This is a genomic window from Faecalitalea cylindroides (assembly GCF_028321995.1).
Classification (GTDB): domain Bacteria; phylum Bacillota_I; class Bacilli_A; order Erysipelotrichales; family Erysipelotrichaceae; genus Faecalitalea; species Faecalitalea cylindroides.
Window position 1 is genome coordinate 69,760 of the sequence record NZ_JAQLXG010000003.1, and the last position, 21,623, is coordinate 91,382.

Annotated in this window: 25 protein-coding genes and 1 riboswitch; of the genes, 4 read left to right on the forward strand and 21 right to left on the reverse strand. The window is 34.0% G+C overall.

The window, feature by feature from the left end; all coding sequences use genetic code 11:
- Position 1: 1 nt before the first annotated feature.
- The 8 genes from PND65_RS02745 to PND65_RS02780 all read right to left on the reverse strand — a co-directional run bounded on the left by PND65_RS02745 (position 2) and on the right by PND65_RS02780 (position 7,292).
- Positions 2–778 (reverse strand): alpha/beta hydrolase family protein, encoded by a 777-nt coding sequence (locus PND65_RS02745; RefSeq protein ID WP_087158489.1) that lies wholly within the window; start codon positions 776–778, stop codon positions 2–4.
- 8 nt (positions 779–786) lie between these two features.
- A complete protein-coding gene (locus tag PND65_RS02750; RefSeq protein ID WP_087320085.1) occupies positions 787–1,587 on the reverse strand; it encodes a Cof-type HAD-IIB family hydrolase in 801 nt (266 codons plus the stop codon).
- A 30-nt stretch (positions 1,588–1,617) separates the two neighbouring features.
- Positions 1,618–3,393 (reverse strand): DUF885 domain-containing protein, encoded by a 1,776-nt coding sequence (locus PND65_RS02755; protein ID WP_271990194.1) that lies wholly within the window; start codon positions 3,391–3,393, stop codon positions 1,618–1,620.
- A gap of 13 nt (positions 3,394–3,406) precedes the next feature.
- Positions 3,407–4,003 (reverse strand): histidine phosphatase family protein, encoded by a 597-nt coding sequence (locus PND65_RS02760; protein WP_022355448.1) that lies wholly within the window; start codon positions 4,001–4,003, stop codon positions 3,407–3,409.
- Positions 4,000–4,539, reverse strand: coding sequence for a GNAT family N-acetyltransferase (locus tag PND65_RS02765; protein WP_015536197.1), 540 nt, complete (start codon positions 4,537–4,539; stop codon positions 4,000–4,002). The genes PND65_RS02760 and PND65_RS02765 overlap by 4 nt, the downstream gene beginning before the upstream one ends.
- Positions 4,532–4,987, reverse strand: a complete 456-nt coding sequence (locus PND65_RS02770) for a pyridoxamine 5'-phosphate oxidase family protein (RefSeq protein WP_022355446.1) — start codon at positions 4,985–4,987, stop codon at positions 4,532–4,534. The genes PND65_RS02765 and PND65_RS02770 overlap by 8 nt, the downstream gene beginning before the upstream one ends.
- A gap of 12 nt (positions 4,988–4,999) precedes the next feature.
- A complete protein-coding gene (locus PND65_RS02775; RefSeq protein WP_271990196.1) occupies positions 5,000–5,647 on the reverse strand; it encodes an ECF transporter S component in 648 nt (215 codons plus the stop codon).
- An 85-nt stretch (positions 5,648–5,732) separates the two neighbouring features.
- Positions 5,733–5,846, reverse strand: a riboswitch (FMN riboswitch).
- A 105-nt stretch (positions 5,847–5,951) separates the two neighbouring features.
- Positions 5,952–7,292: an MATE family efflux transporter gene (locus PND65_RS02780; RefSeq protein ID WP_022355445.1), complete on the reverse strand. Its 1,341-nt coding sequence runs from the start codon at positions 7,290–7,292 to the stop codon at positions 5,952–5,954.
- A 397-nt stretch (positions 7,293–7,689) separates the two neighbouring features.
- Between PND65_RS02780 and PND65_RS02785 the strand changes: the two genes are divergently transcribed.
- Entirely contained in the window at positions 7,690–8,130 is a 441-nt protein-coding gene (locus PND65_RS02785) for a hypothetical protein (protein ID WP_204712731.1), read from the forward strand.
- Here the strand turns inward: PND65_RS02785 and PND65_RS02790 are convergent.
- The 5 genes from PND65_RS02790 to PND65_RS02810 all read right to left on the reverse strand — a co-directional run bounded on the left by PND65_RS02790 (position 8,120) and on the right by PND65_RS02810 (position 13,264).
- Positions 8,120–8,722 (reverse strand): CPBP family intramembrane glutamic endopeptidase, encoded by a 603-nt coding sequence (locus tag PND65_RS02790; protein ID WP_271990198.1) that lies wholly within the window; start codon positions 8,720–8,722, stop codon positions 8,120–8,122. The two genes, PND65_RS02785 and PND65_RS02790, sit on opposite strands and share 11 nt — an antisense overlap.
- Before the next feature lie 577 nt (positions 8,723–9,299).
- Positions 9,300–10,223 carry a cysteine synthase A gene (gene cysK, locus PND65_RS02795; protein ID WP_035403676.1) on the reverse strand — a complete coding sequence of 308 codons (924 nt, stop codon included), beginning with the start codon at positions 10,221–10,223 and terminating at the stop codon, positions 9,300–9,302.
- Positions 10,224–11,540: a hypothetical protein gene (locus tag PND65_RS02800; protein WP_271990201.1), complete on the reverse strand. Its 1,317-nt coding sequence runs from the start codon at positions 11,538–11,540 to the stop codon at positions 10,224–10,226.
- Positions 11,503–12,738, reverse strand: a complete 1,236-nt coding sequence (locus tag PND65_RS02805) for a glutamate-cysteine ligase family protein (RefSeq protein ID WP_271990204.1) — start codon at positions 12,736–12,738, stop codon at positions 11,503–11,505. The genes PND65_RS02800 and PND65_RS02805 overlap by 38 nt, the downstream gene beginning before the upstream one ends.
- The gene (locus tag PND65_RS02810; protein ID WP_022355721.1) at positions 12,722–13,264 is read right to left on the reverse strand and encodes a DJ-1/PfpI family protein; all 543 of its coding nucleotides are present in this window, start codon (positions 13,262–13,264) and stop codon (positions 12,722–12,724) included. The genes PND65_RS02805 and PND65_RS02810 overlap by 17 nt, the downstream gene beginning before the upstream one ends.
- Positions 13,265–13,372: 108 nt before the next feature.
- Here PND65_RS02810 and PND65_RS02815 point away from each other — a divergent pair, with 108 nt between their 5' ends.
- Positions 13,373–13,903, forward strand: a complete 531-nt coding sequence (locus tag PND65_RS02815) for an HdeD family acid-resistance protein (protein WP_022355720.1) — start codon at positions 13,373–13,375, stop codon at positions 13,901–13,903.
- On the opposite strand, the gene PND65_RS02820 is transcribed toward PND65_RS02815, so the two are convergent.
- The 4 genes from PND65_RS02820 to glpK form a co-directional block, all read right to left on the reverse strand.
- A complete protein-coding gene (locus tag PND65_RS02820) occupies positions 13,900–14,742 on the reverse strand; it encodes an HAD-IIB family hydrolase (protein WP_271990207.1) in 843 nt (280 codons plus the stop codon). The two genes, PND65_RS02815 and PND65_RS02820, sit on opposite strands and share 4 nt — an antisense overlap.
- A gap of 72 nt (positions 14,743–14,814) precedes the next feature.
- Entirely contained in the window at positions 14,815–16,137 is a 1,323-nt protein-coding gene (locus tag PND65_RS02825) for a hemolysin family protein (protein WP_022355717.1), read from the reverse strand.
- Between the two features lie 85 nt (positions 16,138–16,222).
- Complete coding sequence (locus PND65_RS02830) at positions 16,223–16,489, reverse strand: MmcQ/YjbR family DNA-binding protein (RefSeq protein ID WP_087158428.1); 267 nt, start codon at positions 16,487–16,489, stop codon at positions 16,223–16,225.
- Between the two features lie 35 nt (positions 16,490–16,524).
- A complete protein-coding gene (glpK, locus tag PND65_RS02835) occupies positions 16,525–17,994 on the reverse strand; it encodes a glycerol kinase GlpK (protein ID WP_271990209.1) in 1,470 nt (489 codons plus the stop codon).
- A gap of 113 nt (positions 17,995–18,107) precedes the next feature.
- Here glpK and PND65_RS02840 point away from each other — a divergent pair, with 113 nt between their 5' ends.
- Both PND65_RS02840 and PND65_RS02845 read left to right on the forward strand, forming a co-directional pair.
- Entirely contained in the window at positions 18,108–18,821 is a 714-nt protein-coding gene (locus PND65_RS02840) for an AzlC family ABC transporter permease (protein WP_271990212.1), read from the forward strand.
- Positions 18,814–19,116: an AzlD domain-containing protein gene (locus PND65_RS02845; protein ID WP_015536219.1), complete on the forward strand. Its 303-nt coding sequence runs from the start codon at positions 18,814–18,816 to the stop codon at positions 19,114–19,116. The genes PND65_RS02840 and PND65_RS02845 overlap by 8 nt, the downstream gene beginning before the upstream one ends.
- A gap of 109 nt (positions 19,117–19,225) precedes the next feature.
- Here PND65_RS02845 and PND65_RS02850 read toward each other — a convergent pair whose 3' ends face one another.
- Genes PND65_RS02850 through PND65_RS02865 form a run of 4 tightly spaced genes read right to left on the reverse strand, consistent with a single transcriptional unit; the run spans position 19,226 to position 21,620 of the window.
- A complete protein-coding gene (locus tag PND65_RS02850; protein ID WP_270459436.1) occupies positions 19,226–19,765 on the reverse strand; it encodes a 4Fe-4S dicluster-binding protein in 540 nt (179 codons plus the stop codon).
- 4 nt (positions 19,766–19,769) lie between these two features.
- The gene (locus PND65_RS02855; RefSeq protein WP_271990213.1) at positions 19,770–20,849 is read right to left on the reverse strand and encodes a hydrogenase large subunit; all 1,080 of its coding nucleotides are present in this window, start codon (positions 20,847–20,849) and stop codon (positions 19,770–19,772) included.
- Positions 20,849–21,196 carry an NADH-quinone oxidoreductase subunit C gene (locus PND65_RS02860; protein WP_087158426.1) on the reverse strand — a complete coding sequence of 116 codons (348 nt, stop codon included), beginning with the start codon at positions 21,194–21,196 and terminating at the stop codon, positions 20,849–20,851. Before PND65_RS02860 ends, PND65_RS02855 begins: the two co-directional genes overlap by 1 nt.
- On the reverse strand, positions 21,189–21,620 hold the full coding sequence (locus PND65_RS02865; protein WP_022355709.1) for an NADH-quinone oxidoreductase subunit B family protein: 432 nt from the start codon (positions 21,618–21,620) through the stop codon (positions 21,189–21,191). Before PND65_RS02865 ends, PND65_RS02860 begins: the two co-directional genes overlap by 8 nt.
- Positions 21,621–21,623: the final 3 nt, after the last annotated feature.

Sequence of the window (21,623 nt, forward strand, 5' to 3'; positions counted from 1 at the left end):
ATCAAAGATTTAAGTTCAACCATGCAACGACTTGTTCTAAAAGTTCATTCACTTTAGCATAGTTTCCTGTCTTGGCTAAAAAAGTATGATCAGCTTCATGAATTTCTATAAGAGTTGCTTTTTTTAACATATCGATAATTTGATAGCTTAGTGAAGCCTCCACTGTTACATCTTTGTCTCCTACACAAACAAGCGTGTTTCCTTCATATTCAAAAGCTGGACCAAGATCCACATCCAATTCATTTAAGAATGTTTCAAATACCAATTCATAACGTCCATCACTGGTCTTCACGATCGTATGGCCGTTTTTTTGTATATCTTCTACATATTCTTTTGAAAACTTAAATCCTTCCTGATCTTGTATCTTTAATGCTCCATTTAATGTAACGATACATTTAGGGTTCAAACCAGTACTCAGCAAGGCAATTCGCCCACCAAAGCTATGCCCTAGTAACCCAATACGATCTGAAATAAATCTTTTATCCTTTTGAAGAAATTGATATATCGTCTTAGTTTCTTCTAACATGATTTTGGTACCGTAATGAATTCTTGAAGAGCGATTTTCTCCCATGCTGCAAAAATCAATGCGGGCACTTGCGATCCCAGCCTTGGCTAGAGCCTGAGCACACTTTGCAAGCAAATAACCGTCTCCTTCTTTATAAGATAGAAATCCATGTAGCAAAAGCATACAAGGATAAGATCCTTCAGCTTGCGGAACACACAAGACCATAGGAATATCATGATCTTTACACGGAACAAACAGTCTTTCTTCTATCATATGCACTCCTATTTGATCATCTGAAAACTCTTCAATACAGCATAGATGCTGTCTTCAAAACTTGGTCCACATACAACATCTGCATATGGATATAGATTTACATCTCCATTTTCCATTGCAACTCCGATATAGGCACTATCCAACATCTCTTTATCATTTAAAGAATCTCCAAATGCCATATATTTGGCATCTTCCATTCCCCAATACTTTAATAATGAATGAATTCCTGTCGTTTTGTTGATGCCTTCTTTAATTAAATCAACGATACAACCTGACGATTTTTGTGTTCTTAGTTGTGGAACCTGTAAAAAATCTGAGTAATCATAATCGTATCCTTTAAACATACTTATCATTTCAACACTATCGCTCTTTTGCCAACCGCGAATCTCTTTGGGAATCTGGACATGAAATTGTTGAAGAACCTGTACCGCCTGTGGATCATCCATTGTTAAAAAAGCAGAACTTCCATTTACATAAAGGCAAATTTCTTTTTTCTTAGCGATGGAAAAAATTGTTTCCAATTCTTTATCACCAAATCCATTGTGCTTAATTTTATTCAAGTTTTCATCATATACGGTATTACCGGCGCTACCAATAAAACCATCCCATTCAACATGATTGAATACATCCAACTCTTTTGCCATTAGTAAGGGCCTACCTGAACAAAGAGCAATTTTATATCCGTTTTCTTTTAACTTTTTCATAGCCTTTATAGTCGATGGTAAAACTCGATTTTTTTCATGATCAAAATATGTTCCATCTATATCAAAAAAAATAGCTTTAATTTCATCCCTGATTTTTTTTTGCATATCAATTACCTCTTTTCATATATGAGTGAATCAGGCTTGAACATTTCCTAACGCATATGAATCCACATGCCTTTGTACAACCTCAAAAGGCATATTTCCACATTCTAAAATTGCTTGATTAAATCCTTTATCCGTAAAATCTTCACCTAGTTTTTCCTGGGCACTTTCTTTTAGATCCTGAATCACTTCATTTCCAACATAATATGGTTCGAATACAGCTGGATTGGCTTGAAGTTGTGCATATAAGGCTTTAGCACTATCTTCATCCAGAGCAAATCCTGACTGGCTCATATAGTCAGTAAATTGCTCTAGCGTATAACCTTCATAATGAATTCCAATATCTGCTGCCACAACAGCACAATAAGATGCCTGCTCATTTTCTGCATATAAAGTCAACAGATTTGGATCAATATTTGTCAAATAATCCAAAGCCTCATATTGTGCATAAACCGCATATCCTTCTGTATATGCATTAAACTGCGCTAATCCTTTAATTAGATTACTTGAGACATTTTCATACATGTAACCATATTGATACATATGCCCTGGAAATCCTTCATGACAAACCGTCATATATGTATCAATGCTGGAAATATCACTACCTTTTGGGTTAACTCTCAATTGTTTTTTCTCATTTCCATCCAATGTAGGGACCTTAAAATATGCAGCAACCCCCGTATCCGAAGCAATTTGCTCATTTACATCTTTAATTTCATATTCAAGATCATTCACTTCTGGAAAATCATTTACAAGATTTTGTTTAGCAAATTCTAAGATTTCTTCATAACTGTTAAATCCTGTTTCCGGCATAGTTCCTTGAATGAATGTGTTCACTGCATCCGGATTGCTGTAAGCATAAACCTGTAAAGATAAAATATGATCTTGATATGCATCTTCCATCATTTCCTTGATTTCCAAAGGATCTTTATCTAACCCTGTATTTTGTTTTATAAGAATCTCAAAATATTCCTTTCCATTTTCAAATGAAGCAAGTCCCTGCTCATTGTTTTGCGCTGACTGTGAAAATTCATTAAGCATAGCTATGATATTTTCATAAGCTGGAATAAATGAATTATTAAATGCATCTTCAAGCTGTGCGATATAATCGGTCTCATTTGATAATCCTAGAGATTGAATCGTTTCTTTCATTGCGGATAAAACAGCACTATCCTGGGCTGTATCAATAATATTTTGACAATAATTTAAAACCTCATCAATATCGATCATTAAAAGACCCATTTCTTCTTGTTTTTTTGTATATTCAATAGCTCCATTAACATAATCTAAGACATCTTCAACCAACAAGATTATCTCTTGAACTTCCTGTTCATTATCTACCTGCCAGTCCGCAAACAAAGTTGGTAATTGATACTGCAAGCCACTCATACTTTCAAAATACGGTGTGTAATACCAGAATTTTTTATCGCACAATGCTTCATCAATTTCCATCATATAGGCATAAGCATCATATACATCTTTTTGTTCTTCACTTAAGCTATCATAATCAAAGGATTTAAACTCTTCATACGATTCATTGGGTTCAGACATCAAATCCTCATAATTTTCAGGATCCAGCCTTTCTCCCAGGTTGACCTCAATCTCTTCTACATTGATATCATATTGTTCTGGATCATCGATCAATGTCTTGTAAGTTAAATAATCACTTTCGACTGTATCGATAAATTCCTGTTCCATAAACGCATCAAAATCCGCATGCGCTGTTTTTTCATCTACATTTTGACATCCTGCAATCGATACGAACAATGCGATCGAAACAAGAGATGACAATAGTTTGGATATTTTCATATTGCCTCCATGATCAATAATATGTCTTGCCATAAGAAACCAAGCAATAGTTTCCTTGATTATATTCCACGATACTAAGCGAACAATTGGAAATCAATCTATTAACTGAACCGTTGACTTCTATAGCTGCCTGTTTGAAACCCAGATCGATATGCGAGAAAAATTCCTTCAAGATCGATCCATGTGTAACAATTAGAATATTGGCTTCATCATACAGAGAAACGATTGAATGAATTTCATCTTCAAAACGTTTTAAAGCCTGTTGTTTGCTTTCACCTTGTATATCTTGATATCCGCTTAAATTGGCCGTTCCATTAGGAAATACTTTTTCAATACGCTCTCCTTCAGCTAATCCAAAATGAATTTCCTTTAAGCCTTTTCGATCATATTTTTTAATATCCCGATCATTTAAAATAATATCCAATGTATCCCTGCATCTTTCAGAAGTTGAACTATAAGCTGCACAAATATCCACTTCCTTTAATACATCTATCAAAGATTCTGCCTGCTTGATTCCTTCCTGTGTCAAAGGCGAATCACACCATCCCTGTACTCGCTTTTTTACATTAAATTCCGTCTGTCCATGACGTACAAACAACAATCGAATCATAACTTCTCCCACATTGCTCTTGTCAATAGTGCAACTCTATCCTCTTTATAAACATTTAATGCCGAAACAAATTTATTTGGAATTATGTATTCATGTTTAAAGCCTAATTTCTCTTTGACCCTTGCCGAAGCCAGATTGTCCGAAAAATTCAGACACCAAATTTTAGATAAATGCAACGACTCAAAGCCATAACGAATCAAAGTTTTTGCCGCTTCACTGACATAACCTTGATTCCAATATGGTCTTCCAATCCAATATCCTAATTCTGCTTCATCTTCTAAAATGGAAAGATTTGCTTTATCTTTAAACATCAGACTAATGCATCCTATAATTTGATTGGTATCTTTTAATACAATGGCATATGTGTTTTCATCAAATACATTACAAATGATATTCAAGCTTTCATTAACATCTTTATGCGGTAACCAGCCACATCTTGGCCCGATTTCATGATCTTTGGCAAGTTCATACAGAGAATCTTTATCTTCACTCTTCCAGTTTCTTAAGATCAAACGTTTTGTTTCAAGATTAGTCATATGGTTTGTATTCAACACTTTGATCTTTAAAATCAATAAAAATCTGGAACGCTTTACGGTCTTGATCTTCATCCCAAATTTCAACAAACTCTGGAGTGACTTCAATCAAGATTTCTGTGTCGACATGCGAATATGCATTATAGCTCTGCCATAAAAATTCTTTGTATTTCTTTTCAAATATTCTTCCTGGCTCATCTACGACTAAGCCTTTGTTGACTGCCTTTCCTTCAACTTGAACACCATTAAAACACATCGCAACTTGAGGATTTTTAAATAATTGCTGTGTCTTTCTAAAGTTTTTATCGGTTTTAAAATAAATCTTATCATTATAGAATACACAACTTACATTTCTTACCATAGGATAATTATCCACACAGCTAGCCAAAGCCATGATTTTCCAATCACCTAATTTTTCATCCATTATTTTCTTAGCTTCTAAAAAGTTCATGATTTTCTCCTTTTAAATAATCCCCTGATATCCCAGTATTAACATAACTAATGATATAACAATAAAAGCACCTAAAACAACCATTTCATTTGATTTTTCGTGTGGTTTTTCTTCTGTCATGACCAAATGAGAACTTCGCAATGCCCCAACGACTGGTTTATACAAAAATAAACTTGCTCCTGCATTAATTCCATATTTAATTAAATTAAATGGAAGAATACCAGGAATCAACATAGCCGCAACGGCTTCTCTTGAAATCCCAAAATAAATTGGTGTAATGATGTAATTCCATAAAAGCATGCTGATAGTTGTTAAGATGATACCTGTACCTAGTCCAATCAAAGCACCTTTTTTTGTATGCTCTTTTTTATAAATTGCACCCGCCACACAAGAAAACATACATGTTGCGATCATATTCATCAAAATATCTAAGATAGTTCCTCCACGCAACATAACATCCAACACGGCACAAATAGCACTCATCACAAAAGCACTAAATGGACCATAGATAAAACTTGCGATAACTATGACAATATCTTTAGGATCATAGTTCAAAAAAGAAACAGCTGGAATGATTGGAAAGTGCAGCAATAGATTCATGACCATGGCCATGGCACACATCATTCCTATTGTAGTAATTTTCTTTGTACGACTATTCATAAACACAACACCTCCATAAACAAAGAAAAATGCGCCTAAAATAACTCTTCTAGGTGCATCTTTTGTCTATAAAAATGTACAAAAAAAGCATCTTCTTTCATCCAGACTATACTGTCGGCTTCGGAGTTGCACCGAATCAACCTTACGGCTCGTGGGCTATACCACCGGTCGAGAATTTCACTCTGCCCTGAAGATTTATTTTATGCATCTATATATTACGCCTGAATGAAATAAATGTAAACGAATTTATATAAAAAGGAACGAACCATTTTGTTGTTTCATTCCCTAAATATCTAAATAGAACTTATTTGAAAACTTTCTTTCGAACAATCATATAACAAATCAAATGAGCGGTTGCGGTTAATGCCCAGGATACCGGATATGAAAAATACAAAACAAATAAACTTCGATTCGTCGCAAAAATTGTAAAGATCCATATGATTCTAAATAAACAAGCTCCTGTCAAAGAGACTAACATTGGCATAACAGAATATCCCATGCCTCTAAGAGATCCAACAAATACATCCATCATTCCACATAAGAAATAAGGAACACAGATCAAAGACATTCTCAACAAACCATAAGAAATTACTTGTGGATCACTTGAATAGATAGATAACAAGCTCGTACCGATTAAATAAGCTCCTCCACCCATTACGATACCAACGATCATAACGATAACTAAACATTCAATCAAAATCTTATCTACACGTTTATATTTCTTAGCACCCATGTTTTGTGATGTAAAGCTTAAAGAAGTCTGATATAAAGAGTTCATCGCATTATATACAAATCCTTCTAAATTAGCTGAAGCAGTATTTCCTGCCATTGCGATTGAACCAAAAGAGTTTACACTTGATTGAATCAATACGTTTGACACACTGAAGATACATCCTTGAAGTCCTGCCGGTAACCCAATCTTCATCATCTGTATTGCGACATCTTTATGAAAGCTCAAACTCCTGTGATCAAGATGAAGAACGCCATCCGCTCCTTTTAGACAAAGGAATACAAGAAAAGCACTGATTCCTTCTGAAATGATCGTTGCCAATGCGACACCAGCAACTCCCATGTGAAATACAATTACAAAAATCAAATTAAAAATAACATTTATGATACCTGCTAAAGTTAAAAAATATAAAGGGCGCTTTGTATCTCCAACTGCTCTTAATAACGCAGCCCCAAAGTTATAAAACATAAATGCTGGCATACCAACAAAATAGATTCGCATATACAAAACCGATAGATTTATAACATCTTCTGGCGTACCCATTAATTCCAAAAGTGGTCGTGATAAAAAGAATCCTACAAAGATCATGGCAATCCCTACAACAAGAGCAAAAGTTACCGCTGTATGGACTGTCTTTGAAGCATTTTCCTCATCTCTAGCACCAATGTGTTTCCCTAATAAAACATTAGCACCTACAGACACACCCACAAATAAATTGATCAATAAATTAATAAGCGAACTTGTTGAACCAACAGCTGCCAAAGCTTCATTGCCGGTAAATCTTCCAACAACAATCACATCTGCTGCATTAAATAATAGTTGCAACACACCAGATAACATTAAAGGAATCGCAAATAATATGATTTTCTTCAATAAAGGCCCATTGCACATATCCATTGTATATTTACTACTCATATCCACATCCCTCTCAAAACTCTTATATTATATTCTTGAAAATTATTTAATCAACCTTAAATAAATAAAGTGATAGATATTAAGTGAATTTACCACTCTTATCTATCACTAATTTTTAATAACGTTAACCTATTTTAATTTCTTTACCTTTATCAATACAATAACCGCAAGTACCAAACCAATGGCAAATAGAATCATCATACGATCATTATGTAGCATTCCTTGTCCAAAAATAGCTCCTATTATACAGCCAAATATAATATACAATTTAACATACAAAGTACCCCTATAAAAGATTCTATATCAATCATCTTTTCAACACCAATATAATGGACTATATTAATAATGTAAACATATTTTTTTACATCTGAATCCAGGATAGAAAAGAGTGATCACAATGGAAAAGACGACAAAAAGAATTATTCTTGCATTTATAGTTGGAATTATAACTTTATATTGTTCAGTATATGGATTTATTCTTTATGACTCCCATACAAAAGGAGTCAAAGGTAATGCCTATGAAATTAAGATACAAAATGATTATTTAATGTTTCTAGGTGATATGTCTTCCAGCATAAAACTAGAAGATATTACATCTATTCAATTTTATGAAAATAATATACCTCGTCGAAATAGCATCAAGATTGGAACAGAAACAAATATTTTTTTAGTTGGAAAAACAAGCCTAGAAGGAATTGGGAATTGTACTGCCTATCTCTATAAAGATAAACCATATTATATTCAACTTCTGACAAATAAAACCACATTTATCTTCAATTTATTTGATAAAGAGGATACTTTGGGCTTGTTCAATGAATTAAAAAATCTTATAAGATAAAAATATTATGCATCCAGTGAAAAATCGATAAAGGAATAATCCCAATTTCTTTATCTGTTCTAAAGTATAAGGAACGCATTCCCGAATAAATAAGTCCTATTATCGTAGTGCCAATCACCTGATCAATACTTTGTCCAACTGGAAAATGCCAAATTCCAAAAACTATAGAAGGTATGAATACTACCTTTAATCTTGAACCACTGAGCTCGTAAATCATCGTAAACAGAAAACCTTTAAATAATAATTCTTCTGAAAAGCCAACTAACATCATACTAAAGATATCATATAAATTTGGTGAAGCTTCTAAAAAAGATAGATCCTGCAAGAGCACTACCAAAATAAAACCAACAACCAAGCCAATTAAAATTTGTTTAAATAAATCATCTGTAAACAAACCAAAATCTCGCAATGACTTTTTACTCACCTTAATCGCCAATAAAGTTACACATATCGATAAAACATTCGCAACATTTTGAATTATTATCTTTATTAAATATGAATCTAAAATTTGATATAGATAAGCGATAAGAAATGATGAAACCACTTTGCAAGTCAACACACTTCCTATGAGTATATATTCTTTTTTATGCATAAAATCACCAAATATTATTATAGTATTTAATAACTAAAGAAGCATAGTTTCTTTAATTTCATCGTTAAATATTTTTTACACCTGATTTTTATTGGGAATGGTATTCTATTCATGAGATGAAACAGAAAATTAGTAAGTATTTAAAACATTTTATATCTGTATTTGCTATATATGCCATATGTGTTTATATGATTGGTTTCATTAGAGATTATTTCTTCAATGAAATCTGTCATTTGAGTTGGACTATATGGATTTTTGGTTTGATATATTCAGGTATATTTTCCTACTGGCATTATCGAAGCATAGGCAGTATTCATGGCTCTAAGAAATTACTGTTTTTCAAAAATGTTAGTTTAGCTATTTCTATATTTCCATTGATCATATATACTTTCAATCCAAATCAAAATATGTATCTTATTCTCTTTTTGATTTTTATTGGATTAGCTGCTTACTACAACCAAAGATTTGTATATCCTGAAAAGAAATCTTTATGGATATTGATATTGACTCTTTTTGCGATTATATTGTTTATTCATACCAGTTAATAAAAAAAGACCCTCGAAAGGATCTTTTTAAACTATTCAAACATCGGAGTGGACAAATATCTTTCCCCAGTATCTGGAAGAATGGCTACGATCATCTTACCTTTATTTTCTTCTCTTTTTGCCAGCTGCATTGCTGCATAAACGCTGGCTCCAGAAGAAATACCGACTAACATGCCTTCTTTATGGGCCATCATTCTTCCAGTTTTATAAGCATCTTCATCTTTTACCGTTAAGATTTCATCATAAATCTTTGTATTTAATGTATTTGGAACAAAATTAGCTCCGATTCCCTGAATTCCATGTGGTCCTGCTTTATGCTCCGTTAATAATGGAGAAGAAGCTGGTTCAACACCAACAATCTGAATTTCAGGATTTTTTTCTTTTAAATATTTTCCAATTCCAGAAATCGTTCCACCCGTTCCTATGCCGGCTACAAGAATATCGATCTTTCTTTCCGTTTCTTTCCAAATCTCTGGACCTGTTGTCTTATAGTGCGTATTAGGATTTGCTGGATTTTCAAACTGACTTGGAATAAAACTATTTTCAATCTCTTTTGCGAGCTCATTTGCCATATCTACAGCACCCTGCATTCCTTTTGAACCTGGGCTTAATACAACCTTAGCTCCATATGCTTTTAACAGATTTCTTCTTTCAATGCTCATTGTTTCTGGCATCGTTAAAATTGTTTTATAGCCTTTTGTTGCTGCGACACAGGCAAGTCCAATACCCGTATTTCCACTTGTAGGTTCAATGATGGTTGCTCCCTTTTTGATCAAACCTTGTTTTTCAGCTTCTTCAATCATTTCTAAGGCAATTCGATCTTTAATGCTTCCGGCTGGATTAAAGAACTCCACTTTTGCGATAACTCTTGCGTCTAGATTTTCTTCTTTTTCAAGATTTGTTAATTCAACAAGTGGTGTATTCCCAATCAATTCAGTTATCTTTGAATATATCATTTACGATTCCTCCTTTATGAATAACGTCGGTACGGTCTTTTCATTATATTGTGTTGAAATGATACCTGAATCACTCAATCTAGAATATACACCGGCAAATTGGCCATCATAAACATATAAACCTGTAAGATTTGAGTACATTTGATAATCATCATAATTTACCAAATCAATATTTTCTGTTTTATATGGTGTGATATACTCCTGGGCAATGTAATCTTTATCGATCCAATGCTCTACTTCATGTTTCCATTCTTCTGTATTTAGATCAACACCAGCCCATACGCCTTTTGCGGCATATGAATCCTTTGGTTTAATGATCCATTGATTTTTATCCTCTTTGATCATATCTGCTACATCTTTTGTCAAATCATAAGTCTTTGGTAAATGTTTTTCGATATATGCCACTTCTTCTTGAGTGAAATACTTCTGCATCAAAGGATCTAACAAAACTTGATTGATGCATTTATGATGGATCAATTGTGTTTGAAAGGCACCAATGATCGATACATCATCTGCCTTGATCGCATCAATAAAATCTTTGACAAGTTCTAAATTTTCCATCACATCCTTTGTGACAGCACGACGATAAATCACATCTAGCTGCATACCGCTTTTTGTAGACCACAATTTATGATTTCGATATTCAAGATTACGAATATCCACAACTTCACATTGATATCCTTTTTCTTTAAAAACTCGTTCAAAAACATATAATTCATTTAAATATGCCTTATCCAAGAAATCTACGATGGCAATATTGGGTTTTTCTTTTAGTTTTGGATCTGTATGACAAATCTTTAGAAAGACATCCACCCAAGTATTTACAAGTTCCATGATTTCAAAATCTGTATCCAAAGCCATAAACGCATTGTTCAACGATAAAAACTCATTCAAGCGTTTATTTTCATTCATTGCGCTTGTTCCATCTGTATTAAACTCACAGAATCCAAATTCTTTTGTCTTCTCATCATAAAAGATATCCACACGACAAATAGGAATCAATGAGTCATAGCGTGGTTTTAATAAGATCAATTCTTCCAATTCTTTTGAAAAGCCAAAAAGCTTTCGTATTTCTTCATCACTTTGATAAGCCTTAATAACCTTGGAAAAAATTTGATACATCGTATCAACGATCGATTCAAATCTTTTCTTATCTTCCTGAGTATAGAATTTAGGAATATGTAAAGTACGTGTGTAATTAGGTCCACCGGCATTCAATTCACTTGCCTGAATGGTCATTGTTGTCTTCAATGCACTCTCTTTGCTTTCAATGCGATGTTCATCGATGTAATTCTTCATTTTCAATGCGTAATTCATAATTTGTTTCCTTATAAATATGAGATCTATTCTCAATTAATTTTATTAATGGTTCAAGATTCTGTTTTTCCTGTGGATTTAAACCTTTTTTTGCATCCTGAATCAATTCAAAACATAAATCTTGAATATTGTTTTGATAGACTTCGCTATCCCAACCATTTTTTCGAATATTTGCTTTTGTCTGTTTGATATCGTTAATAGAATTTGTTAATCTCAAATATTTTTCTACCGTTTCAAGATCATAGAATAAGCCTTTGATCAATGCGCAATAGGCAATCGTATATTCAATCGGCATAGCATCTGCACTTCGAATCTCAATAAATTGTTTTAATCGAATATCTAAAAAAGACATAGAAAGATAGTGAGATATATAAGATCTAGACCATCCTTCTTTTTGAGCCACTTCTTCCAAGGTTTGATCTTTGACAGATACAAATTCATTTCCATCATACATCAAGATCAAAGGAACCCTTAATATCCAGTCAGTATAGGACTGAAATCCAAAGTTTTCTTCAAATAAAGAAGGTATGATTCCACAACGGGATGGGTCTGTATGCTGCCAAATATCATCGCGCAATAAAATATCATGGTTTTCCTTGCCTGCATAATTTTTAGTATTCGAACATAGAAAGGCAAAAATTGGGTGAAGTATATTTGCCATGCGATATTTTTTCACAAAATCTTTTTCATCAGCATAGTCAATCGAAACATGAACAGCTGCCGTAGCTTTCATCATTTCTAAACCACGTGTTCCACTCTTTAAAAAATATTGTTCCATGAATTCATAACGTTTTTTATCAATACATTGAACTTGATTGGCTGCTACAGTTGGTAAACCACCACTATACACAATACGATAATCGCTCTTTTTTAGATAATCTTGGATAAGATCCATATATTTTTGATAAATATTCTGGATCATATCTAAATCATGTAAACAAGTAATAGAAATCTCCAACTGGCACCCTGGCTCTAAAGTAATCAAAGCCTGTTCAGATTCCAAGGCAATTAAATTTTTTTCTTCATAGATTTTCTTAGAAAAATAAGGAGCAAGGTAATCCATTAATTTAGAAATCTCATGATAAGGCATTGGCAAGCCTGTGTCTTTATGAATGATAAAATGTTCGACTTCTAAACCAATACATCCCGTCTGATGATCTTTTTTTGAATCGTAAAAATACTTAGTTAGAGGATGCATAATAAACAGATTCTTTTACCTTGTCTGCCAATTCTTTTCCACCCAGTTTTTCTAAGATCGCAAAGCCAAAATCAACACAAGCTGCCGCACTTTTTCCCGTAATGATGTTTCCGTCCACAACAGCATATTGATCAATATACTCTCCTCCAAAATCTTCATTCATGCTGGTAAAACAAGTATATTTCTTTCCTTTTAATAAACCTAAATGTCCAAGTAATGTAGGAGCTGCACAGATTGCCGCAATGATTTTTTCATTGGCAAATGTTTTGATCAAATCCAATACTTCTTCATTTTTTTCTAATTTTTGATAATGTGGTCCTCCAGGAATGATCAAACAATCTACCTTAGAAAAATCATACCCGTCAAAAGGAATGACATTGGTGATCGTAACACCAGAACGTCCTGTAACACTGGTTCCAGGAATGCTGACGATATCCAGATCCAATCCTCCACGAATTAACATATCAATAGGCCCCATAGCCTCTAGTTCTTCAAATCCATTATCCATTACAATTGCTGTTTTCATAATAAACCACTCCTTTTTTCCTAGTATAGCGCAAAAGTAAAACTATGGGCAAATGTAACGCCTTTTTTTCAAGAATAGAGTATAATGAAACTAGAAGGAGGTAGACTTATGAATTATTTTTTAAAGCCTTCCGATAAAGAAATTAACATGCTGGCAATATCCTATATTGTATTCGGATTATTAATTTGTTTATTCAACGTAACTATACTAACCATGACCATCCGTGTATTCGGAATAATTGCCTTACTCTTTAGTGGCTATTTATTATACACATATTTTGTGCAACGTATATCAACAAGTTTAAGTCCACTCTTTATTGGAGTTCCCGGACTTTTAATTAGTATTTTGATGGTCTTTAGTCCTGAAAGTATTTTGGCAATGTTACCAATCTTAGTTGGAATCATCTTAATCATTAATTCAATTGTTCATATGCAAAAATCTTTGATTTTAAAAGATTTTGGATATCCACGTTGGAATATTAGTTTGATCTTTTCAATCCTTGTATTGATTACAGGTGTTATTCTATTGTCTCAACCAATTCAATCTCTATCAATCATCATGCAGATTCTTGGTATTGCGTTGATTGTAGAAGCAATCTTCATGTTGATCAATCAACATATTTTAAAAAGATATGATTAATTAAATAAATCCGATAACTCTTTATATACTCCGTCTTGACGATTGGTATATTGACTTACTCGATGCGCTGCTCGCTTTGTCGAATCCAGCGCATTTTTCATTGCGATTCCTAAGCCAACATTACTTATAAGCTCATCATCATTTCCACCATCCCCAAAGAAAATAACTTCTTTTAACGAAATTTTTTTCCGAGCCAAATACCAATAGCTTGCGATAAACTTACTTATGCCTTGTTTTACAATTTCTAAAGAGTGCATGGAAGATGGATAATAGGCATAATCTAAATTCAATAATTTCACTTTTTCCTCAAATTCCACTAATGACTTATGGTTTCCCACAAAACAGATTTTTTCATATTCATCCTTATGTAAAACAATATTATTTTCTAATTTTAATCTTGAAGCGGCCTGAAAAAATGGAATATTAATTCGAGAAAAAAGCATTTCCATCCTTTTGTATATCTTTTTAAGTGCTCCTGGCACAAAAACATGATAATCGTTATCTTCATGAATATATGAAATTAGTTTATATTGTTTTGCCAGATGAATCAGTTCATAACATTCTTGTTTGGATAATAGAGAAAACTTATGTTGGTTTCCACCAGCTAAATCAATCACCTCAGCTCCATTGGCACAAATCACAAAACCTTGATACTTTTTAAGTTGGAGCTGTTCAATAAAACTATCTAACTCATTTAAAAATCGTCCCGTTGCCAAGCCAATGACAATTCCTTTTTCTTCTAGTTCTATGATTTTCTTAGCTGCATTGTCAGAGATCATTTGATCTTTATAAAATAAAGTTCCATCTAAATCAAAAATAATTACCTTATACGAATCCATAAAGATCATACCCCTTTTCCATAATATTTTTATAGTATCACTTCTATGTATAAAATTAAAAGAGAACAAAAATTAATTCTTGTTCTCAGTTACTAAAGTTAATTTTATTTTTGTTGCTCGATTGGATTTGATTCCTAAAATATTAAAGATACAGTTTTTATATGAAACAACATGCTGTGAGTCATCCATAGGAATTTCTCCTAATAAATCTAAGACAAAACCACTTAATGTCTCAAATTCGGTATCTCCAAAATCTATATCTAATTTATTCGATAAATCTTCCAAAGCATAATTTCCATCGATAATGTAGTTATTGACATCCAATCTACGAAGCTTAGGTTCCGTATCTCGGTCATACTCATCTTCAATGTCTCCCATTATTTCTTCGATCAAGTCTTCAATCGTTACAATACCTGAAAACCCACCATATTCATCAATCAAAATTGCGATATGTTGGTGTGCTCCCTGCAGTTCTTTAAAAAGATCATTCACACTTTTTGTTTCCAAAACAAAATAGGGTTTACGTAAAATTTTATTTATATCTACATTATCAAAACCATTTCTTCTGGCTTCAATCACAAAATCTTTCATATTTAAGATTCCAATAATGTTATCAATTGAATCATCATAAACTGGAACTCTTGTATACTGCATTGTCATTAAACGATCAAGATTTTCATCCAGCGGATCATTAATATCAATGGAATATACATCAGTACGTGGTGTCATAATATCGCAAGCCAAACAGTCATCAAAATCAAAAACATTACTAATCATGTCTGTTTCATTCTCGTTAATGGCTCCGTTTTCCTGTCCTGATTCCAGTAAGGCACGTATTTCTTCTCGTGATAGAGATTCTTCCACATTTTCATCTTTGATATGAAAAATACGCAAAACCATTTTGGTAGACCATGATAAAATCTTGATAAAAGGACTGGCAATCTTACTAATAAAAAGAATCGGTTTAGCACATAACATTGAAAACATCTCTGGCTTTTGTAACGCTATTCGTTTAGGTACTAACTCACCAAAAATCAATGTAATAAAAGAAATCAAAACTGTAATCAACACCATTGCTATTGTATCTGCATAAGGTATTGATAATTGATTTAAAAAATCTGCAAAAATAACAGATATACCAGTTGCAGCACTTGCTGAGTTAAAGAAACCAGCCAAAGTAATCGCAACTTGAATCGTTGAAAGAAAATTTGTAGGTTGTTCTAAAAGCTCTTCTACCAATTTTGCCTTTTTATTTCCCTGTTCACTCAAATGATGGATCTTTGTTTTACTGACTGAAACAATTGCCATCTCACTAGCTGCAAAATACGCATTAACCAAAGTTAATACAACAATAAGTAATACTTGTAAACCAATAGAATTCGGGTCTGGGTCCATATAATAATTTCTCCTCTTTATTTTTTAGTTATTCTATCAAATCTTTGTATATATGTAAATATAGATCACTTTTGAAGTTACTTGATTATTTTGTCATTTGATAACTCTCATCAATACATTTATATATATCTTTTAAAGAAATAGACCCATCTAAAATGATGGTATACCAATACTTTTTATTCATATGCCATCCAGGATAATATTTTTTGTGATCTACTATTTTTTCTACTTTTTCAAAACTATTTCGTAAATCTAAAATCTCCACAATTTCATCCGATGATATTCCTAATTTTCGCTTTGAAACGCTTAACATTGCCCCATACCATTTTTTATTTTCCTGGTGTCTAAAAATCGCATTTCTAGGATATAACGATTAACCGCTTTTTATTAATAACTCATACAGCTTTTTACAGCTCGCTTCCAATCATCATATAATTTTTCAACCGATTCATGTGTCCGTTTTGGCATAAAACGTGTTGTTTCAACTTCTTTAAAATCATCCATGGTATACATACCAGTACTAAGGCCAGAAAGTCTTGCAGCTCCCAATGCCGTTGTCTCACTAAATTGTGAACGAATTACAGGAATTTCCAGGATATCACTTTGAAACTGTAATAAGAAATTGTTTTTGCTGGCACCGCCATCGACCTTGATTTCATGAATCTTTTCTTGAAGCTCCTCTTCCATTACAATGATAAGATCTTTGCTTTGATAAGCCATAGACTCCAAAGCTGCACGAACAATATGGCGAATGTCTGTACCTCGTGTCAGTCCAAAAATAGCTCCCTTGCATTTTTCATTCCAGTAAGGAGCACCTAAACCTGTAAATGCAGGGATGATCATGACCCCATTACAGGAATCAACACTTGTTGCGATTTCTTCTGTCTGACTAGCATCCTGGAATAATTTTAAACCATCACGTAACCATTGAATCAAACTGCCGGATACAAAGATACTTCCTTCCAAGGCATAATTAACTTTTCCATTGATTCGCCATGCCACAGTTGACAATAAGCCATATTTTGAAATGATTGGTTCTTCTCCAGTATTGATTAAAAGAAAACCACCTGTTCCATAGGTATTCTTTACATCTCCTCTATCAAAACAAGATTGTCCAAACAAGGCAGCCTGCTGATCTCCAACAATGGCTCCAATTGGACAGGAATAATTAAAGAAGAACATAGGATCTATATTCCCTATGACATCCGATGTATCTACTATGTTTGGTAACATAGATTTAGGAATATCAAAAATCTGTAATAATTCATCATCAAATTCCAGAGTATGGATATTAAACAATAACGTTCTCGAGGCATTGGTTACATCCGTGACATGAACTGCTCCATTGGTCATTTTCCAAACCAGCCACGTATCAATCGTACCAAATAATAAATTTTCTACAGGAGGTAAATTCTCGACATTTTCTAATATCCAGCGAATCTTGCTGGCGCTAAAATAAGGATCAAGCACAAGACCGGTTTTTGCTTTAATAACTTTTTCTTTAGGTGTATTACGATATCGATCTACGATCGAAGCTGTTTGTCTAGATTGCCAAACGATTGCATTATAAACCGGCAATCCAGTTGTCTTATCCCAGACAACTGTAGTTTCTCTTTGATTTGTGATTCCAATGCTCATGACATCTTGTGGTTTAATATCATGTCCTTGAAATAATTGTGCTAAAACACTTAATGTGGAAAGCCATATTTCATTGGCATCCTGTTCGACCCATCCTGGTTCAGGAAAGCTGTTTTTTATTTCCTTTTGTGCAATTTTTACAATATTTTGATTTCGATCAAAAACAATAGCACGTGTGCTTGTCGTTCCCTGATCGATTGCGATTATATATTTTTTCATACTGCTTCACTCCTATTTGCCACTCCATTATATCATGTAAGCGCTTTTAATTTAGAATAATATTTAATTCTTCAAATAGCTAAGCTATAATAACTAAACGGAGATGAGTGTAAATGGAAGTGGTTGAAAATCGTTTTATTCAAGGACTAAAAGATAGTGTTCCCATTGGTTTAGGCTATCTTTCAGTGTCCTTTACCTTTGGCATGATGTGCGTATCATCTGGCATTCCTGTGGAAGTAGCTGTTGTCATTTCATTGACCAATTTAACAAGTGCCGGTCAATTTAATGGATTGATATTAATATTAGAAGCAGCTCCTCTAATGGAACTAGCTATGTCACAATTTATCATCAATTTAAGATATGCTTTGATGTCTTTATCTTTATCGCAAAAAATTGATAAGAAAATGAGCACCTTGGATCGTGCTTTCATTTCTTTTGGAATTACTGATGAAATTTTTGCCTTGGCCAGCTCAACCTATGAAAGAGTTGGTCGAAATTATATGCTTGGTTTAATCCTTTTCCCTGTTTTTTGTTGGACCTTAGGAACATTTATTGGTGGGTCAGCGACCGCACTGATGCCAGAAACATTACGAAACGCCTTAGGCATTGCGATTTATGGCATGTTTTTAGCCATCATTATTCCTCCAGCCAAAAAATTAAAGAATGTACGAAAAGTTTTGATCTTCTCCATCATTCTTAGCTGTTTCTTTGAATTCATCAAACCTGTAATAGAAATATCCAGCGGATTTGTGATCATCCTTTGTACGATTCTGGCTGCTGGACTTGGGGCTTACTTTTTCCCGGTAAAGGAGATCGAACATGAGTAAATATCTACCCTATATTTTAACCATGGCTATTACCACCTATCTCATTCGTATGATCCCGTTAACGTTCTTTCAAAAAGAATTGAAAAGCCCTTTTATTAAATCATTCTTATTTTATGTGCCTTATGCTGTTTTAGGCGCTATGACTTTCCCCGCTATATTTACAGCTTCCCAAAATTTGATACCAAGCTTAGCCGGAACAATTGTTGCCTTGATTCTGGCATATAAAGAAAAAGGGTTGCTAACGGTTGCGATAGGTGCTTGTATTGCCGTATATATCACGGAATTAATCCTATAAAAATAGAGTCAACCAGCTATTACTTGCTATTGACTCTTTTAAAATATGCTTCAATTTTATCTATATTTTTAATTGATTGATCAATTACTTCCTGCATTTAAAAATACCTTTATTCTTCAATCATTTCGATACAATGTTTTGGACACGTCTTCATACAAAGTGTGCAGCCTACACAAGCATTCTTATCCAGTTGCCATAGTTTTTGTGTTCGATCAACATTGATAGCCTGCTTAGGACATTTCTTGGCACATAAACCACAATAAACACAGTCTTCTTTTGCCTGTGGAAATTGTTGTTTTTTTACAGGGCGTACATATATTTCTGTATTCTTTTGGGTATCCGGCATAGTATACCCTTTTTTCATATGCAAACACTTTTTAGGACAGACATTGATACAGTTTCCACATTGCACACAATCAAAGCGATCAATGCTCCATGTTCCCTTCTGCCTGTCCACTTGAATTGCTCCAGGAGGACAATTCTGAGCACAAAGAGTGCAAGAGATACACTGTTCAATATCTATTTCAATATGCCCTCTCATTCGTTCGGCATAATTGGACTGTTTAAAAGGATACTCTTCTGTTACCGGTTTTGATACAAGATTCTCCATAATTTGACGGGTAAATACAAACATCTTTGTTGGTTTCATGAACTTACCTCTCTGTACAACTGATACAAGGATCGATCGTAAGGATCAACAAGGCAACATCCCCTAATTGACATCCCTTTAACAGATCCAACATAGCCGGAATATTGGATGTTGTCGGGGTACGTAAACGGAAACGATCTAGATATTTTGTTCCATTCCCTTTTGTATAATATATAGCTTCCCCGCGGGGCTGTTCAATACGAATAAAGCACTCTCCTTTAGGATTGCCTTTGACTGGAACAGATATCTCACCTTGTGGAATCTTTGAAATCAATTCATGCAAAATCTCAAAAGACTGCATGATTTCCGCAAGGCGAACCTTCACTCGCGCATATGAATCCCCTTCAATCGCAATGATCGGTCCAAAATTTAATTCTGAATAAGCCGCATACCCTGTCTCTCTTGAATCATATGGAACACCACTGGCACGTAACATTGGGCCACAGGCTCCCGCTATATAGGCCTGTTCTTTGCTTAAGACACCTAATCCACGTAAACGAGAATTGACAAGACGATCCTCTAAGAATGTTCTGGTAATTGGCTTTAACTCTTTTTCCATATCCGTTAATGTCTGATCAATAATTTTTAACATGGATGGATCGATATCTTTTAATACACCACCTACCTGATTTACAGAAAATATGATCCTTCCTCCTGTGGTCATATCAAATAGATCCAATACTTTTTCACGCAGGCGCCAGCTTTGCATAAACAAAGCCTCAAATCCCAAAGCATCTGCCAATAGACCCAACCATAATAAATGCGAATGGATTCGACTTAATTCCATCCATAAAGTTCTTAAATATTTAGCACGTCTAGGTACATCAATATTCATCATATGTTCAATGCTCTCACAATACCCTAAGCCATGCCCAAAGCTACAGATACCACATACTCTTTCAGCTATATATACATATTGTCTATAATCCTTTGTTTCTACCAGCTTTTCAAGTCCTCGATGCACAAAACCAATATTTGGGATTGCCTCCACTACAACTTCATCTTCTAAGACCAGATCCAAATGAATCGGTTCAGGAAGTACAGGATGTTGAGGACCAAAAGGAATGACACTTCGCTTTGCCATTATGCATCCTCCTTCGCTTTAAAAGGTGTATCTGCTTCTATACGATATAGTTTGTGTTTATAGTCCATAGTAATATTTTCAATATGGACGCCAAATAGTTCAGCTGCTTCATTTTCCTGTAAAAAAGCACAAGGATAAATTTGCGTAATTGAAGAAATGGGTTCATCTTCCTTTAAACAAATACGTAAAGTATCCATATCAGAATCTTTGACAAAGGTATAGCTCATTTCAAAACCATCATTTATTGTTACCGCACAAATCTGTGCCAAACGCCATCCTTCCATCTTTCGTTTTATGCAGGAGGCATATAATTCTTCTTTGTTTGATTGAATGATACGATCACTCATGCTCAACAGCCTCCCTTTTCTTTTCTAATATATCAACAGCTTTTAAGACACCATCAATGATTGACTGTGGCCTAGCTGCACAACCTGGTACATACACATCAACAGGAATAACTTTATCCACACCACCTAAGATGTTGTAACAATCTTTAAAAACACCGCCTGTGCAGGCACAGATTCCAACCGCAACCACAACTTTGGGATGCGGCATCTGTGAATAAATCTGCTTCACAACTTCAGCACTTTGAGCATTCACACCGCCGGTAATTAATAGTATGTCCGCATGGAAAGGATTTCCGGTATTGATGATTCCAAATCGTTCAATATCAAATCGAGGCATCGTACAAGCTAAAACTTCTATATCACACCCATTACAGCTGCTTGCATCATAATGCAGCATCCAAGGCGATTTTTTTAAATGTTCCATTGC

Coding starts and splice junctions, on each gene's coding strand:
- PND65_RS02745 (WP_087158489.1), bottom strand. CDS start 778: ATGATAGAAGAAAGACTGTTTGTTCCGTGTAAAGATCATGATATTCCT.
- glpK (WP_271990209.1), bottom strand. CDS start 17,994: ATGAAAAAATATATAATCGCAATCGATCAGGGAACGACAAGCACACGT.
- PND65_RS02775 (WP_271990196.1), bottom strand. CDS start 5,647: ATGAATAGTCGTACAAAGAAAATTACTACAATAGGAATGATGTGTGCC.
- PND65_RS02815 (WP_022355720.1), top strand. CDS start 13,373: ATGAATTATTTTTTAAAGCCTTCCGATAAAGAAATTAACATGCTGGCA.
- PND65_RS02750 (WP_087320085.1), bottom strand. CDS start 1,587: ATGCAAAAAAAAATCAGGGATGAAATTAAAGCTATTTTTTTTGATATA.
- PND65_RS02865 (WP_022355709.1), bottom strand. CDS start 21,620: ATGGAACATTTAAAAAAATCGCCTTGGATGCTGCATTATGATGCAAGC.
- PND65_RS02825 (WP_022355717.1), bottom strand. CDS start 16,137: ATGGACCCAGACCCGAATTCTATTGGTTTACAAGTATTACTTATTGTT.
- PND65_RS02770 (WP_022355446.1), bottom strand. CDS start 4,987: ATGAACTTTTTAGAAGCTAAGAAAATAATGGATGAAAAATTAGGTGAT.
- PND65_RS02805 (WP_271990204.1), bottom strand. CDS start 12,738: ATGCATCCTCTAACTAAGTATTTTTACGATTCAAAAAAAGATCATCAG.
- cysK (WP_035403676.1), bottom strand. CDS start 10,223: ATGATATATTCAAAGATAACTGAATTGATTGGGAATACACCACTTGTT.
- PND65_RS02790 (WP_271990198.1), bottom strand. CDS start 8,722: ATGCATAAAAAAGAATATATACTCATAGGAAGTGTGTTGACTTGCAAA.
- PND65_RS02820 (WP_271990207.1), bottom strand. CDS start 14,742: ATGGATTCGTATAAGGTAATTATTTTTGATTTAGATGGAACTTTATTT.
- PND65_RS02785 (WP_204712731.1), top strand. CDS start 7,690: ATGGAAAAGACGACAAAAAGAATTATTCTTGCATTTATAGTTGGAATT.
- PND65_RS02855 (WP_271990213.1), bottom strand. CDS start 20,849: ATGGCAAAGCGAAGTGTCATTCCTTTTGGTCCTCAACATCCTGTACTT.
- PND65_RS02840 (WP_271990212.1), top strand. CDS start 18,108: ATGGAAGTGGTTGAAAATCGTTTTATTCAAGGACTAAAAGATAGTGTT.
- PND65_RS02845 (WP_015536219.1), top strand. CDS start 18,814: ATGAGTAAATATCTACCCTATATTTTAACCATGGCTATTACCACCTAT.
- PND65_RS02860 (WP_087158426.1), bottom strand. CDS start 21,196: ATGAGTGATCGTATCATTCAATCAAACAAAGAAGAATTATATGCCTCC.
- PND65_RS02780 (WP_022355445.1), bottom strand. CDS start 7,292: ATGAGTAGTAAATATACAATGGATATGTGCAATGGGCCTTTATTGAAG.
- PND65_RS02765 (WP_015536197.1), bottom strand. CDS start 4,539: ATGACTAATCTTGAAACAAAACGTTTGATCTTAAGAAACTGGAAGAGT.
- PND65_RS02850 (WP_270459436.1), bottom strand. CDS start 19,765: ATGAAACCAACAAAGATGTTTGTATTTACCCGTCAAATTATGGAGAAT.
- PND65_RS02810 (WP_022355721.1), bottom strand. CDS start 13,264: ATGAAAACAGCAATTGTAATGGATAATGGATTTGAAGAACTAGAGGCT.
- PND65_RS02800 (WP_271990201.1), bottom strand. CDS start 11,540: ATGAATTACGCATTGAAAATGAAGAATTACATCGATGAACATCGCATT.
- PND65_RS02760 (WP_022355448.1), bottom strand. CDS start 4,003: ATGATTCGATTGTTGTTTGTACGTCATGGACAGACGGAATTTAATGTA.
- PND65_RS02755 (WP_271990194.1), bottom strand. CDS start 3,393: ATGAAAATATCCAAACTATTGTCATCTCTTGTTTCGATCGCATTGTTC.